At 67.4% G+C, this 15,252-nt stretch carries 15 protein-coding genes and 3 pseudogenes; 9 read left to right on the forward strand and 9 right to left on the reverse strand.

Annotation, left to right across the window (positions count from 1 at the left end; translation table 11 throughout):
• From G5C60_RS51805 to G5C60_RS11570, 3 genes and pseudogenes are all read right to left on the reverse strand, one after another.
• Positions 1-126, reverse strand: a pseudogene (locus G5C60_RS51805) (IS110 family transposase); the annotation flags it as partial.
• Between the two features lie 117 nt (positions 127-243).
• Positions 244-825, reverse strand: a complete 582-nt coding sequence (locus G5C60_RS11565) for an MmyB family transcriptional regulator (RefSeq protein WP_165257790.1) — start codon at positions 823-825, stop codon at positions 244-246.
• A gap of 778 nt (positions 826-1,603) precedes the next feature.
• Positions 1,604-2,467: a helix-turn-helix transcriptional regulator gene (locus G5C60_RS11570; protein ID WP_241266694.1), complete on the reverse strand. Its 864-nt coding sequence runs from the start codon at positions 2,465-2,467 to the stop codon at positions 1,604-1,606.
• 103 nt (positions 2,468-2,570) lie between these two features.
• Here G5C60_RS11570 and G5C60_RS11575 point away from each other — a divergent pair, with 103 nt between their 5' ends.
• Positions 2,571-3,011, forward strand: a complete 441-nt coding sequence (locus G5C60_RS11575; protein ID WP_165257795.1) for a VOC family protein — start codon at positions 2,571-2,573, stop codon at positions 3,009-3,011.
• 163 nt (positions 3,012-3,174) lie between these two features.
• Here the strand turns inward: G5C60_RS11575 and G5C60_RS53625 are convergent, their stop codons facing one another.
• A complete protein-coding gene (locus G5C60_RS53625) occupies positions 3,175-3,945 on the reverse strand; it encodes a helix-turn-helix domain-containing protein (protein WP_338145780.1) in 771 nt (256 codons plus the stop codon).
• A 263-nt stretch (positions 3,946-4,208) separates the two neighbouring features.
• On the opposite strand from G5C60_RS53625, the gene G5C60_RS11585 reads away from it, so the two are divergent.
• The 4 genes from G5C60_RS11585 (at position 4,209) to G5C60_RS53105 (ending at position 7,267) form a co-directional block, all read left to right on the forward strand.
• Complete coding sequence (locus G5C60_RS11585) at positions 4,209-5,618, forward strand: FAD-dependent oxidoreductase (protein ID WP_165257799.1); 1,410 nt, start codon at positions 4,209-4,211, stop codon at positions 5,616-5,618.
• Positions 5,619-5,709: 91 nt separating this feature from the next.
• Positions 5,710-5,877 carry a hypothetical protein gene (locus G5C60_RS11590; protein ID WP_241266695.1) on the forward strand — a complete coding sequence of 56 codons (168 nt, stop codon included), beginning with the start codon at positions 5,710-5,712 and terminating at the stop codon, positions 5,875-5,877.
• A gap of 552 nt (positions 5,878-6,429) precedes the next feature.
• Positions 6,430-7,038: a class I SAM-dependent DNA methyltransferase gene (locus G5C60_RS11595; RefSeq protein WP_338145781.1), complete on the forward strand. Its 609-nt coding sequence runs from the start codon at positions 6,430-6,432 to the stop codon at positions 7,036-7,038.
• Positions 7,039-7,144: 106 nt separating this feature from the next.
• Complete coding sequence (locus G5C60_RS53105) at positions 7,145-7,267, forward strand: hypothetical protein (RefSeq protein ID WP_277611235.1); 123 nt, start codon at positions 7,145-7,147, stop codon at positions 7,265-7,267.
• 219 nt (positions 7,268-7,486) lie between these two features.
• On the opposite strand, the gene G5C60_RS11600 is transcribed toward G5C60_RS53105, so the two are convergent.
• The 3 genes from G5C60_RS11600 to G5C60_RS11610 form a co-directional block, all read right to left on the reverse strand.
• A complete protein-coding gene (locus G5C60_RS11600) occupies positions 7,487-8,908 on the reverse strand; it encodes an FAD-dependent oxidoreductase (RefSeq protein WP_165257937.1) in 1,422 nt (473 codons plus the stop codon).
• Positions 8,909-9,076: 168 nt separating this feature from the next.
• Positions 9,077-9,835, reverse strand: coding sequence for an alpha/beta fold hydrolase (locus G5C60_RS11605; protein WP_165257804.1), 759 nt, complete (start codon positions 9,833-9,835; stop codon positions 9,077-9,079).
• Positions 9,836-10,189: 354 nt separating this feature from the next.
• Entirely contained in the window at positions 10,190-10,465 is a 276-nt protein-coding gene (locus G5C60_RS11610; RefSeq protein WP_165257809.1) for a hypothetical protein, read from the reverse strand.
• A 227-nt stretch (positions 10,466-10,692) separates the two neighbouring features.
• Between G5C60_RS11610 and G5C60_RS11615 the strand changes: the two genes are divergently transcribed.
• From G5C60_RS11615 to G5C60_RS11625, 3 genes are all read left to right on the forward strand, one after another.
• Complete coding sequence (locus G5C60_RS11615; RefSeq protein WP_165257814.1) at positions 10,693-11,583, forward strand: AraC family transcriptional regulator; 891 nt, start codon at positions 10,693-10,695, stop codon at positions 11,581-11,583.
• A gap of 201 nt (positions 11,584-11,784) precedes the next feature.
• Positions 11,785-12,351, forward strand: a complete 567-nt coding sequence (locus G5C60_RS11620) for a GNAT family N-acetyltransferase (protein WP_241266696.1) — start codon at positions 11,785-11,787, stop codon at positions 12,349-12,351.
• A gap of 25 nt (positions 12,352-12,376) precedes the next feature.
• A complete protein-coding gene (locus G5C60_RS11625) occupies positions 12,377-13,012 on the forward strand; it encodes a LysE family translocator (RefSeq protein WP_165257819.1) in 636 nt (211 codons plus the stop codon).
• Between the two features lie 98 nt (positions 13,013-13,110).
• Here the strand turns inward: G5C60_RS11625 and G5C60_RS11630 are convergent.
• Positions 13,111-13,449, reverse strand: a pseudogene (locus G5C60_RS11630) (ISAs1 family transposase); the annotation flags it as partial.
• Between the two features lie 305 nt (positions 13,450-13,754).
• Between G5C60_RS11630 and G5C60_RS51810 the strand changes: the two are divergent.
• A pseudogene (locus tag G5C60_RS51810) lies at positions 13,755-14,244 on the forward strand (transposase); the annotation flags it as partial.
• 99 nt (positions 14,245-14,343) lie between these two features.
• On the opposite strand, the gene G5C60_RS11640 reads toward G5C60_RS51810, so the two are convergent.
• Positions 14,344-15,180, reverse strand: a complete 837-nt coding sequence (locus G5C60_RS11640; RefSeq protein WP_165257821.1) for an enoyl-CoA hydratase/isomerase family protein — start codon at positions 15,178-15,180, stop codon at positions 14,344-14,346.
• Positions 15,181-15,252: the final 72 nt, after the last annotated feature.

Consider the following 15,252-nt stretch of genomic DNA (forward strand, 5'->3'; position numbering starts at 1 on the left):
CAGGTCGACGGGTATCTCGTCCGCTGCCCGCAGAGGTTGGAGGTCGCGGTACGTACGAGACTGGTCGGCGATCACCCAGGCGTCCTTCGCGTCGGTCTTTCCGTCGCCGCGGCAGGAGCCGGAAGCGAAGGGTCCGCGCCGTCTGACCCTACTCAAAGGAAGCGCTCCGCTGGTCCCGGTGGAGACGGGGAAAATGCTGACGTCCTGTTCGAAGAACCCGCTCAACCTGCGGCGGGCGCCGCCTCAGCCGGTTATCGCTGCGAGCCGACTTGCGTCCGGCGAGTTCACGGGCGCACTGAGTACGACCACGCGCAGGTCACCTGGTTCTACCGTCAGTACGTCCGTGTCCAGCGTGAAGCGGCCGAGATCCGGGTCGTCCACCGTCAGCTGGTCCCCTTCGTTTTGCGGCTGGCCCTTCGCGTCCCAGAGGCCGGCGAAGTTCCCGCTGACCTCGTGCAGATCGCGGACGAGGCTGCGTAGTTCCGGGTCGGTGGGGTAGCGACGGGCCGCCGCGCGTAAGCCGGCGACGATGGCGGCGCGGAATGAGTTCAGATGCCCGGCAGAGCGGAAGACTGTGGACGGCGCGTCGGTGAATGTCCGCCAAGCCATGTTGCGGTCACGTCCGTCGGCCGTTGCCGCGCCACAGTTGAAAGCCAGCCAGCGGCGGTTGCCGGTCAGAACGTTCCAGGCGGCATCGCACGGGCAGGTCGGGACCTCGGTGAGCCGGTCCAGTATTCGCTGTGCGGAGGGGTGATCCCCGAACTGGTGGTGGGGCCTGTGGCTGGTCGGCGCCCTGAGTGGGGCGGGCCTGATGTACACCGACACGACGGACGCCGTTATCGCCCGCGCCTACACGAACGTCGGCCCGTTGGCCGTCGCCGACGCCGCTGTCATCGGCGCGGCCGTGGCCTGCGCTCTCACGGTCCGCACCCTCACCGGCACGCAGGAGAAGGACAGGACCGAGCCCCTGCGGCACGTCAACGGGTCCGGCGTCGCCAGTGGGGATGACGTGACAGGCGGAGCCGACATGGGCGGTTGGGGGAGATGCGCGCGAAGCACACATCTCCCCCAACCGCCCAAGAGCCGTTTTTGCAGGGCGAACGAGGAGCAGCGCGTGCTGCTGGGTCGCCGGTCAGAGCGGAGAAGCCGAGCGGGTGGAGGCGGTACGGGCAGCTGCTGCCGCCGCGCAGGGATTCCCTGACGACCAACGCCGGCCTCTGGACCGGGCGTTCCTCACCGGCCTGCACCAGATGCTGCACGTCCCGATCGCCCTGGTCCGGGAGAACCCCTCCAGCCGCAGGATGCCGGGGCTCACCACCTGGATGGCACGACAACCACTGGCTGACGGTGTAGCACCTGACCGCCCAGCGCCCGAGGCGGACGCTGGCGACGGCATCTGGGGCCTGCTCAAGCGCGGCATCGTGGCCTTTCTGCTCAGCGGACATCACCGGCCCCGAACGCCTCGTCCGTAGCTGCCTCAAGCAGGTCCGGCACCAGCCCGACGCGACCACCGGCTGCCCCACCGCAACGGGCCTGGCCTGGCAACCGCCCTGATCAACGATCACAGCCCCACGCATGCAACCTGATCAACGGGTTGTTCCGCTCATGCGTGAGAGGAGCTGGAAATGCCCGATACCACCGCCAGGCGGAGCTTGGTTTCGTCCTCGGTAAAGGGGGCTGCGGTGAGAACGACGATCTTGCGTTCCGCGTCGCCGTCGGTCAGGACGTCGCAGTCCACCGCGATCGGCCCGGTCACCGGGTGCTGGACGATCTTGTGGTCTTCCCGGTGCGCGCCGACCACGCCGGAGGCCCACAGTTCGGCGAAGCGCGGACTGCCCGTCGTGAGGTCCCGGATCAGGCCGGCCAGGCGCTCGCTGTCCGGGAACCGTCCCGTGGCGCGGCGCAGGTCGGACACGACGGAAACCTCGACCTCCGGCTGGCTGAGCGAGGTCACCGGCCAGTGCGACAGGCAGGGGGCGGCACTGCCGGCAGGGAAGGTGTCGCGAGCGAAGTTGCGCAGCGCCGACGGCGTTGAGGACGGGTCGCCCAGCAACGCCGCCCAGCAACGGTTCCACCAGATGAGCTGCCAGTCCGCGGCGAACACGGCGGCTGCGGAGTCGCCGAGCCGGTTCAGCATGCGGCGCAGGCCGGGCGGGATGTGGTCCGAGATCTCCCGGCCGGCGGGAGGGGCAAGCCCGGCCAGCCGGTAGAGATGGTCCCGCTCGGCGTCGGTGAGCTGCAGGGCGCGGGCCAGCGCCGCGGTCACCTGCGCCGATGGGGTCACATGGCGTCCCTGCTCCAGGCGGACCACATAATCGACCGAGATCCCCGCGAGCTCGGCAAGGTCCTCCCGGCGCAGTCCCGTGACCCGGCGCCTGTGGCCGCTGGGCAGTCCCGCCGTGTCCGGTGAGACACGGCCACGCCAGGTGCGCAACATCGGACCGAGTTTCGCGATGTCAACGGTCATGAGACTGATTGTCGCACCCGGCGCCAACCCGAAGGTGGTAGCGGTTTTCCTACCGAATTCCTCTCTCTGGTTGCCGGCCCGGCGGTCGATGATTCTTACCGACATGACCTTCACGTTCTCCCATGACCACGTGGGCATCACCGTTACGCCAGAGGACCTTGACGCCACGATCGCGTGGTACTCGCGCAACCTCGGTTTCGCTGTCGAGCAGCGGTTCGAGGCCCACGGCACGACGTTCGTCTTCCTCACCGCCGGTGACGTCAAGATCGAGCTCCTCGCGGGCGCGTCGAACCGGGGCGGGGCGCCGACCGACAACATCCTCGCGAGCATGCACACGTCGCGCCTGCACCACTTCTGCCTCGCTGTAGCAGATCTCGACGCGGCAGTGTCCCGGCTGCTCGAACTCGATGTGCCGCTGATCGGCGGCCCCATGGAGATACCGGCAACCGGCCAGCGCATCGCCTTCGTCACCGACAACGTCGGCACCATCATCGAGCTCAGCGACCCCGGCACGTGGAGCTCCGGCCGGAAGGCACGGGCCTAATGCCGAACCGCGCAGACTTCACAGGGTGCCAGGGTGCCAGGGTGCCAGGGTGCCAGGGTGCCAGGCAGGCTCGCTGGCAGCCCGCCGAGGTGGCGAGCCCGCATCTCGATCGTCGTATCCCGGTCATCGCCGCCAAGGACATCCCCTACATTCCCAGGAGCAGTCAGCGCCGCCTGCCGGCGGTCGGTGTTTCGCCGAAGTGCTTCTTGTACGCCTTGACGAAATGACGGCCGTCGGCGAAGTGCCAGCGGGCGGCGACCTCGGACACGGTCAGGCGTGTGGAGAGGAGTTCCGCCCTGGCACGTTCGAGGCGTCGTTCACGGACGTACGCCATGACCGACGATGTGGCCTTCTGGGCGAACACGCGGTAGAGGGTGCGGACGGACACATGAAGCGCCTCCGCGATGGCTCGGGCATTCAGCTCGGAATCGTCGAGCAGACGGTCCTCGATGTAGCCCGTCGCCGCTTCGAGGAGCGCCGGCGTGAAGTCCGCGTCGTCCATGACCTGGTCGTTCACCAGCCCTTGGAAGTCCCAGGGTTCCTCGTTCCTGCGGACACACAGTGTCCCGGCTCCCGCCCTGGACCGCTGGTTGCGCGAGGTGAAGCGCCACTCGCCGCTGAGCGTGATGTGCGTGACGATCATGTCCCCGTGGTGCCCGTCCGGACCGCCGGTGCCCCCGGCGACCGCGTCGCTGTACTGGTCCTCGACGGGGATGTCGAGCAATTTCTGGGCCCGGATGCGGACCTGGTACGCCCCTTCGCTGTGCCGCGCCGGCGTCAGCGGGGGCGCCGGTAACGATTCGCCCGCCTGGCGTCGCCAGTCGCTGAGCAGCACATGGTTCCGGTTCTCGTCGGCATAGGGCACGGCGATGTCGACCGCGGGTGGCGAGGCGCCGCCCACCCGCCAGAGCGATGTGCTGACTGTGCTGTCCACCGCAGCAGGGTACGTACGCGGGCATCGACGACAGCGAGGGGTGGCCCGCAACTCCCTGGGGTGGCACGAAAGTACAAGACAGCTGGCCAGCAGGAACAAGACTTCGACGGCCGGAGCGTACAAGAGTGGCCGTCATGGGTGCTGCCGTCCCGCCGGGACGGTCAGGCACGGCCATGACGGAGCCTTCGCGGCCGGCCCACGCCTGAGTGCGCTCAGGCGTCCATTCCTGCACCGACGTCATCTCACCAACGGGAGCACATTTCATGACCGAGTCCGCGGTCTCCCTCTTTGAAAAGCTCGTCCAGGCCGATCCGCCCGGCAACGTCCCTGTGTTGTTTGACACGGCGTGTGTGATCGGCGGCAGTATCGCGGGACTGTTGGCGGCGCGGGTGCTTTCCGACCGTGCCCGCCAGGTCGTGGTCATCGAGCCCGACGACATCGTGGCGGTGACCGGGGCGCGTGCTGGTGTGCCTCAGGATCAGCAGGTGCATACGCTGCTGCCGGCCGGTCAGCGGTGGGTGGAGCGGTGGATTCCGGGGGTCACGAAGGAAGCGCAGGACCGTGGCGCGTCCTTGGTGCCCGATACGGGGAGCACTGTCATCGACGGCGTGCCGCAGGCGCCGGACGGTGAGGGCCATCACCTGCTCGCGATCGGGCGCCCTTTGCTGGAGGCTCTGATCCGCGACCGGGTCACGTCCCTGCCCAACGTGTCCGTCCTGCGCGCGCAAGCGACCAAGCTGCAGTACCGCGACGACGCCGTCACTTCGGTCGGCTACGTGGCGATGCCCGACGGAGGTCGGGGCGCGGGGGTGCTGGACGTGGACTTTGTCGTGGACGCCATGGGACGCTCCAGCAGGCTGTCGAACTGGCTCACGCAGGGTGGCTACGACCGGCCCGGGCTGGAGCGGCTGGCAGCGCCCATCAACTACGCGACGGCCCTGTTCGAGCGGCCGGTGCAGGTCACCGACCTGGAGCAGACCGGCGCCCTGGCACTGTTCACGCCGCAGTACCCCTCGGGCGGGGTGTCCGTCGCGGCGGCGCAGCCCATCGAGGGCAAGCGGTGGATCGTCATGCTGATGGGCTACGGCGACAGCCGGCCCGGCCGGACCCTCGCCGAGTTCCGTGAGGCCTGCGCCAAGCTGCCCCCGGTTTTCGCCACGGCCACCGCCGGCGCCGTCATCGGCGACGTGGTGACCTACCACCAGGCCGAGAGCCGACGGCGCCACTTCGCCGACGTGGGCCGCTTTCCCGCCCGCCTGGTCAGCGTGGGGGACGCCGTGGCGTCGTTCAACCCGATCTACGGCCAGGGCATGAGCTCGGCCGCGCTGCACGCGTCCTGCCTGGCCTCCTATCTCGGCGGTGGTCCCGATCTGGGCACGGCCGCGCGGGAGTTCTTCCGCCTTCAGCAGGTGGTCGTGGATGCCGCCTGGGCCATCTCTGCCGGGGGTGACGCCGCCCGCCTGGATGCGCAAAACGGTGCCGAGGTGCCGGCAGACGTACGGCAGCAGCGGTGGGCCATGGAACAGATCACGGCCGCCACCCTCGCCGACGGGGACGTCACGCGCGCCTTCAACAACGTCTCCTACATGCTGCGCCACCCCGCCACGCTGGCCGACCCGGCACTGCTGGCGAGGGCAGTCGCCGCCAACGAAAGAGCAGCCATGGCCACGTGACGGACAAGATCATGCGCGGAACCTGGCAAGTGGCATGTTCGCCGCGCGGTGCTGCCCCACGCGCGCCGGCGCGGTGGCCAGAGCGCCCGGCTTGGCCGCCCGCGCCCCGCTGGCACAGGAACTGGGCTGTCGCCTACTCATCGGCGAGACCGGTGCCGAGATCCGCAACTTGTCCCTGCAAACCATGCTCCGCCTCGGGTTCCAGGTGGCCTACGAACGCCGCAACTGGAACTGGCGCCTCGCGGATGACGAGCGCTGAGGCGATCTGCCCTCACAAAGGAGACTCAACTTGCTGTCGGAACGGAGAAAAAGAGCGGTCGTGCAGGCCATGCTGTGGCCACTGCGCATCGCGGCAGCCGCCTACTGGTACGCGGGCGGCCGATTCGTGCACACCTCGCGCACCGAAGAGGCAGTGCTCCGCGAGGCCCGCCGCGCTGCCGCACGCAACTCGCGAACGGCTGTGCCGCCGACATCACGGCGTCGATAGGCCGGTCCACCCCCGGCCCCACCAATGACATGACGGCTTCAGCCTGCATGATCGCAGGACTCAGTGGTAGATCCTCGGGACTGACCGTGATCAGCTCGGTCGGACCTGGCCTTGCTACCGGCGCCGAGCCATGACTCGACCGTGACGCAGAGTAGGCAATGTCGTGGACGCTACCGCGGCGATCCTGTCGTTCCTGGCCCCAGAAGGGCCCGCCTGACGGCATGGCCCTCGGCCACGGTCGCCCCTGCGAAAAGTTATGGAAACCGAAACGGAGTCATTCCTGTGAGAGACACCGACCAGTGGGATACCGAGCAGTGGGATGCCGTGCGGGCGTCGTACGACGCTGCGGCCGGCAACTATTCGACGCTGGTCCTCGACGACCTGGCGCGCCAGCCCGTTGAGCGTGGCATGCTGTCGATCTTCGCCGAGCTGGCCTCCGGTGGCCGCATTGCCGATGTGGGGTGCGGGCCGGGACAGATCACGCAGTACCTGCACCAGCTGGGCCTGGACGTGTTCGGCATCGACCTTTCCCCCGGCATGATCGAGCAGGCCAGGGCCAACTTCCCGGAGCTGGATCTCGAGGTCGGCTCGATGGCCGAGATCGACCGGCCCGACGCCAGTCTGTCGGGCGTCATCGCCTGGCTCTCCACGATTCACCTGCGTGACGACCAGCTTCCGGCTGTGCTGGTGGGGTTCCGCCGGGTGCTGACTGACGGGGCGCCGGTCCTGATGGCCTTCCAGGTCGGTGACGGCCCGAAGCACGTCGACCAGCAGTGGGGCAGCCAGGTCGATCTGACGGTGCACCGCAGGCGGCCCGAGGCGGTGGCGGCCATGCTGCAGGGAGCCGGATTCCACGTCGTGATGTCCACGGTGTTTGAACCGGTCGGCCGGCCCGGGGCCCAGGTGGCCTGCCTGATCGGTCTGAGCACATGAGAATCCGCCCAGCGGGCTTCTCCGTTGACCTCGATGCCGTCGTCGGCCTCAACTTGGAGTACCTGACCTGGGCGACGGGGCGGCTGCTGGACGAGTTCCGCAGGTCATGCCGATTCCGGACGATGCCACCGCGGCCGAGCAGGTGCGCGCGTTCGACGGGCCGGACGCGGCCCTCCTCGTGATCGAGCACGAGAACGACCTGATCGGCATGGCGCGCCGCGGACGCTGAAGCCCGCCGTCGTGGAGGTCAAACGGCTCTACGTGAGGCCGACGGAATTCGCATTCGGAGCTGCCTTACGCCGCGAGTACGGGATCTCACCCGGCCGTTTCGCGATCTCGAACTCGCACCAGTCTCAACAGAGCATTGGGCGGAGCTGCCAACTCCCACCGCCGAACCGGGCTGTTGACCGTCTCGGCGGTGGGATGGGAGGCCGGTCCCGGCCTGGCGTCAGTCGTTCGCCCGGGCGGCCAGCAGCTCCCGGCGCGTGGGGCCGGGATCGGGGTAACGGGAGGCGCCGACGCCCAGATCGGCGATCTTCTCCATCAGGTGGGGCTTGGCCAGGGCTTCCTCGGGGGTGGCAAGCAGAGAGCCCACGTCGGTCAAGCCGCGCAGGATGTCGGGATCTTTCCGGGAGGCGGTATGCACGGCGAGGTTCTGGTGCCAGGCGGGATCGTCGGTGGTGTAGCCCTCGCCCCGGATCTCGGCGTCGATCTCGGCGAGGCGGTGCCGGTCCCATGCGGCGATGCGCTTCCACACGGGAGTCAGTTGCTCTTCGGTGGCGGCGTCGAACCTCACGGCAAGCTCCACGGGGTCGTCGGTGCCGACCATGCGCAGGGTGTCGCGCAGCAGCGCGGCGTGCCTGAAGCCCATGGTCATCCCCGTGCCGAACGCGGGGTTGATCGTGGCCCAGGCATCGCCTGCCGTCAGGATCCCGGTGGCCACGGGGAGATCGTCGACCACGAAGCGGCGGTATGTGCTTCCCATTCCGCCCATGGCCCGCACACCCGTGATCGGCTCTCCCTCGACCCAGCGCGCTTCAGTCGCGAACAGCAGCCTCGCCGCTCGTTGCCACGCATCCTCATTTCCCAGGCCACGCAGTTCCTGGTCACGGCCGGAGGTCACCATCCACACCGCCCACGTCCCGGAGTCGCCCGGAAACGATATGACGGAGACGCTTTCGTGGTGGTAGACCAGCCACGGCCTCGGAGGGGGCAGGGTGCCGTCGGCCGAGCGGAAGAACCTGGTGTAGTAGCGAAAGCCCCTCTCCACCCGCTCCTCGTGCGGCGCCGCTCCGATGTCGGCCAGCATCGCGGCCACCTGCGAGTGACGGCCGGCAGCGTCGACCACGAGGTCCGCCTCCACCCGTTCACCGCCCTGGACCAGCACGCCCGTCACATGGGGGCGACCCGCGCTGCGGGGGTTGCCGACCAGCAGTCCGGTGACCCGCGACCCGCGTCGTACGGTGATGCCGGCAGTCCCCATTGCCTCGGCCAGGAGGGCCGCCTCCAGCACCGGCCGCCGGGCAGCCACCGTGTCGAACCGGTCGTCACCCGGCTGCGGGCCGCCGATCTCCTTCACACCCCAGGCCCCACTGATTATGTTGTATCGGCTTCCTCCCAGGTCGATGAGCCGTTCCACCACGGTGGGTAACTCGGCGGCCAGCAGCTGGAAGCCGCCCGGCATAAGGAGGTGGCCCTGCGAGAACTGGTGGACGCCGGGCCGCTTCCAGTCGCTCCATATCTCCGAGGGTCCGCCCTTCGGAGGGGAGGGATCACGGTCGAGGACCGTGACCCGGTGTCCGTCCGTGGCGAGCATCATCGCCGTCATGAGGCCCGTCGGACCGGCTCCCAGCACCAACACGTGCACCATTGCGCTCTTCTTCTCCTTATTGATCGAGCATCGATCGGCATCGATCGGCGTCGCTCACGCTCTGCGCCAGAGGTGTTCATTCGCATGCCAGTTGACGGATCAATGTTCCCCAAGACCACGGGGGCAGACGGGCCGAGCCCCGGGAGCCGCGCCGCTGCGCCGTGGTCGTCATCCCTCGCCGACGGAGGTCCAGAACCGCTCCAGGGCTTCGGCCGCGCTGTCGGGGTCCTGCAGCATCCACCAGTGGCCCATACCTTCGAGGCGCTGTGTGCGGGCCCCGAGGCGGGCGGCCATCTCGCCGGAGGCGGTCGGGTCGTCGTAGGGGTCGAGCAACGGCTGGATCACCAGCCCGGGGGAGGAGGGGGGAGCTGACAGTTCAGCCCCCCAGTGGGCGTGGGGGTTGGGCGTCGCCGAGCGGTACAGGTCCAGGATGCAGTCCGCCATCGTGGCGTCGAACCTCTCCGCCAGCGCCGCGGCATCTTCGGCGGGCACCCCGGCCTCGATATACAGCGCCGTGGCATCATCCGGGCTTCCCGCGGCGGCGGCCTCGACCGCGGTCTTCACCCATTGCTCCCCCGCTCCCGGGGTCTGCCACAGCTTGGCCAGATCGTGCCAGACGTACGCGGGGTGCAGGATGCCTGCCACGTCCACGGCCCAACTCCGCACCACGGCCGAGGATTTCGTGGCCACCCGTGCCACCAGCCCCGCACCCCAGTCGTGTCCGACCAAGTCGACCGGCTCATCGATCCCCCGCAACTCCCCCTCCAGCCACTGGACGTACTCGTCCATGGTCGCGCCGAATCCGGCGGGACGCGGCACACCGAACCCTGGCAGGTCCAGGGCTCTCGAATCGGTTTCGAGACGGACACGAAGCCGGTCCCACAGCCGGCCGGTCTCGGGCACACCATGAACAAATACCGCGGTCATATCGACACCTTTGCTGAGAGGCTGAGTCCGTGCCCAACCGGTTCGCTCGCGGAGCGCTCCACTCTGGCCTGGTGGCGTGGTCGACTCAACCAGCGGTCCGTCGGGTGGGCCCATACTCCGGTGATGCCGAGCCATACGCGTACGTGCACAGTCGGTGCGCTCGGGCGTGACCCATGTCCTGTGCACCAGTTGGGTCCTGTGCACCAGTTGGCTGGAGCAGCATCGTGATGCGGCCCGGTCGGAGATCGGCGATCCCCCGTCTCCGTCCGCCGCGCGCCCGATACGCGCTGACACTGTGATCGCCTGCGGCGCCGGTACGGTCACACATCGGGAGTGCGTATCGGTACCAGATCCTCAACGCACGCCGCCTGGGGTGTCCGTGGTGCCGGCGGCTGACGCGCTGTGGAGATTACCGATCGCCGCGTCGCGCACCCTGGTGACGCGTCCATTGAGCCGGAAATCGGTGATCGTGGCTGGGCTGAAGGGCGGCACGATGAAAACATCGCCAATCTGCGTCTGCCATCCACGACGGAAGGCGTCGAATTCTCGCGGTGCGGCACCCGGCGTGGGCGAGTCCAGGTAGAACGCCCCGCGCGACCCGTGAGTTTCCGCTCCAGTACTGTCCGTCACCTTTCGGTCCCACCCTGTATTCGCTGCTCGGATGCCGTCCTGTGGCGCATATGTTCTGTCCGGACGCCGCTGTGGTTCAAGTGCCTGCCGTGCCGATTTCTTAGGCTACGGCGGTAGGGACAAACCTGGGCCGTTGTGGGCCCGGTGATATGAAAGACGAGAAACTCGTGAACCAAGCGAATTCCACCCGCGTAGTCGCCATCACTCGTGCCCGTACCGGCGCAGGTATGGACATCCTCAGCGAGGCGATCGGGAGCGTGCGGATCGGGCGCGCCCAGACCTGCCGGGTCAGGGAGTCGGGCTCTTGGGGCATACGATTTCCCGCCTTTGCGGGCAGCGGCTTCAACATCCTCCTGCGAGGCAGCGCATGGCTGATCACGGCCACTGGCCGGCCACGCGCGCTCAAGGCGGGCGATGTCGTCCTCACCCCCTTCGGCGCCGAGTACGGACTGAGTCACGCACCATCCCTGCTCCAGAATTTGTCCCCAGCGGGCCCGCACGATTCCGATCCGGCCGACGTCGACATCCTCTGCGGCGCCTACTGGCTCGACCATGGACAAGTGCACCCCTTCCTCAGAGCGTTACCTGAGGTCATCGCGGTGTCGTCGGACCATGGCCACACCTCACAACTGCGGTCGCTGGCCAATCTCCTGGCTGTGGACGTGTCCGATACTCAACCCGGGAGCGGGGCGACCCGTGCTGCGCTACTGGACCTGCTGCTGACTCATGTCCTGCGTCAGTGGCTGGAGCAGAATCGTGACGTGGACCGGCCGGAGGTCGGCGATCCCGCCATCGCTGTCGCGCTGCGTGAGATCCACTCGAGCCCGCACAAGCCGTGGACGGTACAGCAGCTCGGCGAGACCGTAGGAATGTCGCGGACAGCATTCACCAAACGATTCACCGCGCTGGTCGGAAAACCGCCCATGACGTACCTGACCGGTTGGCGCCTGAGCTACGGCGCCCGGCTGCTCCGGGAAACCAAGGCGCCGCTGGCGGCGATAGCCCGCCAGGTCGGCTACTCGACGGAATTCGCATTCGGAGCCGCCTTCCGCCGCGAGTACGGGATTTCACCCGGCCGTTTCCGCAGCCTCGAGTCCCGCCAGGCACGTGGAGCATAGGGCCGCGCCACCGGCTCCTGGACCCGCAACAGCGTCCCCTGCTGGTCGTCCCACCCGGTTGTCACGGCGTTGAGAGCCTGATATCTCAAGGCCTAGGTTTCCGCCGAATCGGTCGTGCGCCGCCAACTGCCTGGATGAGATGTCCGCTTGGTTCGGCTGGTTCGGCGGCGGCACACAACGGTTCCGTTGAGAATCCCGCTGATGAAGGGCACATCGATGACCAGCGATGAAGCACTCCGCATCGAAACACTCTCTCCTGGCCACGCCGAAGACTTCGCTCTCATGTCAGCGCTGACCGCGCTGATCAACGAGGTCTACGAAGTGGCCGAGGAAGGCTTGTGGGCTCCAGGCACAACGCGGACCAGCCGACAGGAGGTTGCGTCGCTCACCCACGCGGGGGAGATCACTGTGGCACGGCTGGACGAGGAGCTCGTCGGCTGCGTCCGGATCCAACAACTCACCGCTGACATCTGTGAGTTCGGCATGCTCGCCGCCGCGCCCAAGCGGCGTGGCACGGGGATCGGCAGGGAACTGGTTCGGTTCGCCGAACAGTACGGTCGGGATGCCGGCCTCGATGTCATGCAGCTGGAGTTGCTTGTTCCGCGCGAGTGGTCGCACCCCTCCAAGGAATTCCTGGCCACCTGGTACGGACGCATCGGCTACCAGGTGGTCCGTACAGGCTCGATCGACGATTCGTATCCGGAGTTGGCACCCAGCCTGGCCACTCCCTGCGACTTCGTGATTTATCACAAGAGCCTGCGTGCATAGTCGTTCAACTACTCTTGGAATCTTAATGAATTGGGCAGCCTTCTTTCCTTCCGTCCTTCTGGTATCACTCATACCTGGCGCCAGCCAAGTTTTGGGGATGAGAAATGCTATGCGTTACGGATTAGCGAGCTCGCTATTTGGTATCGGTGGCCGTCTCGCTGCGTTCGCGGTTCTCATCGGGCTGGTCGTCGCGGGCCTGGGTGCCATCATGGCATCGTCTACCACAACCCTTGTCGTGATCAAGTGGATCGGTGTCGTGTATCTTGCCTGGCTTGGAATTCGCACTCTCCATCAAGCGTCACGAGACTTGAAAGATGACGCTTTGGCGACATCAGACGACAGCAACAGCAAAAAGAATATTCGTTCGATTATCGTGACTGAATTCTTTGTTGCCATCAGTAACCCGAAAGCATTGCTTCTCTTCGCTGCGCTGCTGCCCCAGTTCACGGCCACATCGACGGATGAAGCCCCCATGCAGATCGCTGTTCTCGGCGCTGTCTATCTGCTGGTGGAGTTCCTTGTGGGGTTGCTGTACGTGGGGGTGGGGAGCCGCCTTGGAGTCGTCGGCATTTCCGTGCGAAACCAGCACAAAGTGGAGCTGGCGAGCGGTGTCTCCTTTCTGGGGATCGCCGGTCTGCTCGCCATGGATGACGTGAGGTGATGGTGATCGATACGACCTGGCAGCAAGGCCCCGGCGTTTGCCTGTGATGTCTGTTTGGTCGTGTGATGCCGTAGAGGGCGAGGACGCGGTGGCGTTCGGTGCGCGCTGCGTTGGTGCAGGTAGGCGGCGGCGTGGGCGTGCTGGGCGTGGGGCGCGTCGGCGGTGATGACCGCCCGGTGAGATCGGCGTCGTTGATCTGGTCGAGCAGGGGCTGGAACTCGGGTGTCTCGTTCGTCTATGCGCCGATCTCACGAGAGGCGAGGGTGATGCCGTCGCCATGGCGGACCGCGGACAGCACGAAGACCTGACGGCCGTCTGGGCGCTTCGCGCCGTGCAAGCACTGTTCCGTCGACTGCGATCGCCCGGCGCCTGCGGTGCACCGTGTCGGCGCGGGCGGCGGCCTGGTGCGCCCGGCACTGTTCGCGTTCTGAGCCGCCGCCGGCGGAAGCACGTGGGCGACAGCCGTACTCGCGGCGGAACGCTGTACGAGGCATCCGCGCGGCCTCGCTGAGTCGGCTCACCGGCAACTGCCGCTGCGGTTTTTCGTGGACCTCCCGCAGGGCCGCGGCGATCGCCGGGTCGTCGGTCTTCGGTCACCCGGCGGTGCTGTCCTGCTCGTGCCACTGACGCAGCCCGTGGACCAGGACCAGGCCCATCAGCGCGGTCAGTGTCGTTCGGCTGCCCATCCGTACTCCGGACACATCCGCGCGAAGGAGGTCGACCAGCGAGCGCACATCCGGGCGTTAAAAGGGGAATCAAGCCCGAACGAAGTCCCGTAGACCGGGGCAGGACGGGCAGCAAGCATCACCTGATCACCGACGCCACCGGGATCCCGCTCGCCGCCACCCTGACCGACGGCAACCGTAACGACGTCACCCAGCCGATACCGCTCCTCCAAGCTGTGCCGCCTGTGCTGCCTGTGCCAGGCAAGCGGGCCGGCCCCAGCGTCGTCCGGAGGTGGTGCCGGCGGACCGCGGCTGTGACTATGACAAATACGGCCGCTTGGTCCGGAACCTCGGGGGGAACCCCTGATCGCTCACCGCGACACTGAGCACGGCTCCGGCCTGGGAACCCAACGCTGGGTCGTGGAGCGCGCGTTCGCCTGCTTGCATTGGTTCCGCCGCCCGCGGATCCGCTGGGAGATATGGGAGATAGGCGACGACATCCACGAAGCCTTCCTCACCCTCGGATGCGCACTTACCTGCTGGCGACGGCTGAAGTCGTTGCGGTAGGAGTTCTTGCTGGGCGCCCCAGCAGCGACCGCTCCAAGGAGCTACGGGATCGCGGCACCTGCCCGCACGTCCGTCTCGGCGACGGCTACTGGTTCTGACTCATTGGCGGGTGGCACTGCGCATCAGTTCCTCAAGGTCGCGTTCGCCGGCCGGTGTTTGCGCCCCACTCTGTAGGCCCCCGCTGATCAACTGCTGAGCGGCCGGCTGACTGATCTGAGAAGCCCAAGCGTCGTTCTCCCGGAGGAGTCCTTCCTTGAAGTCATCCGCGGGCAGCGAGCGCTTGGCTGCTTCGATGACACCGTCGGGCAGCGCGGCGATATTGCGGGCGATACGGTCGACGTACTCGTCGAGTTGGTCAGCCGGCAGGGCCCGGTTGATCCAGCCGTAGGACGCTGCGGCCTCGGCATCGAACAGGTCGGCAGTGAGGACCACTTCCAGTGCGCGGTTGCGACCGACGCGGTCCCGGAGGTACTGCGTTCCGCCTCCGCCGGGGATGATGCCCATGAGCGCTTCGATCTGACCGATTCCGGCGGTCTCGGTGGCGGCGAATGCCATGTCCGCCGCGGCTACGAATTCCGCCCCGCCTCCGCGGGCCTTCCCGGCCAGCTTGACGATGGTCACCTGGGGCTGGTGGCGGATGAGCTCGCCGACAGCCTGGAACACATTGACGTCGGCCGGTGTCGACGCGGCGAGCTCCTGGAGGACGTCCATCTTCTCCCCGATCCGCATGTCCACGTGGGCGAGGAAGAATTCCGGGTCGGCGCTGGAGAAGACGATCACCCGGACCGTTGAGTCGTCCGCGAGCGTGGTCAGCAGGGTGCGGAGCTCGCGCATCATCGTCGCGTCGAGCACGTTCACCGGCGGATTGTCGAGGACGATCCGGGCGACGCCGTCTTCGATGCTCATGTGCAGGGTCGAGTAGACGTTGGTGGTCAAGAGCTTCTCCATTGGTTACCGATAGATGGGTAGGTTTGCAATGCATACCTACCGTCGGCGAGGCCGCTGGGA

Source organism: Streptomyces scabichelini, assembly GCF_011045015.1.
GTDB classification, from domain to species: Bacteria; Actinomycetota; Actinomycetes; order Streptomycetales; family Streptomycetaceae; genus Streptomyces; species Streptomyces scabichelini.

Excerpts from the sequence above, each read along its gene's own strand:
- G5C60_RS11625 (WP_165257819.1), top strand. The coding sequence starts at position 12,377 with ATGAATTGGGCAGCCTTCTTTCCTTCCGTCCTTCTGGTATCACTCATA.
- G5C60_RS11605 (WP_165257804.1), bottom strand. The coding sequence starts at position 9,835 with ATGACCGCGGTATTTGTTCATGGTGTGCCCGAGACCGGCCGGCTGTGG.
- G5C60_RS11615 (WP_165257814.1), top strand. The coding sequence starts at position 10,693 with ATGGACATCCTCAGCGAGGCGATCGGGAGCGTGCGGATCGGGCGCGCC.
- G5C60_RS11585 (WP_165257799.1), top strand. The coding sequence starts at position 4,209 with ATGACCGAGTCCGCGGTCTCCCTCTTTGAAAAGCTCGTCCAGGCCGAT.
- G5C60_RS11570 (WP_241266694.1), bottom strand. The coding sequence starts at position 2,467 with ATGACCGTTGACATCGCGAAACTCGGTCCGATGTTGCGCACCTGGCGT.
- G5C60_RS11620 (WP_241266696.1), top strand. The coding sequence starts at position 11,785 with ATGAAGGGCACATCGATGACCAGCGATGAAGCACTCCGCATCGAAACA.
- G5C60_RS53105 (WP_277611235.1), top strand. The coding sequence starts at position 7,145 with ATGCCGATTCCGGACGATGCCACCGCGGCCGAGCAGGTGCGCGCGTTC.
- G5C60_RS11600 (WP_165257937.1), bottom strand. The coding sequence starts at position 8,908 with ATGGTGCACGTGTTGGTGCTGGGAGCCGGTCCGACGGGCCTCATGACG.
- G5C60_RS11575 (WP_165257795.1), top strand. The coding sequence starts at position 2,571 with ATGACCTTCACGTTCTCCCATGACCACGTGGGCATCACCGTTACGCCA.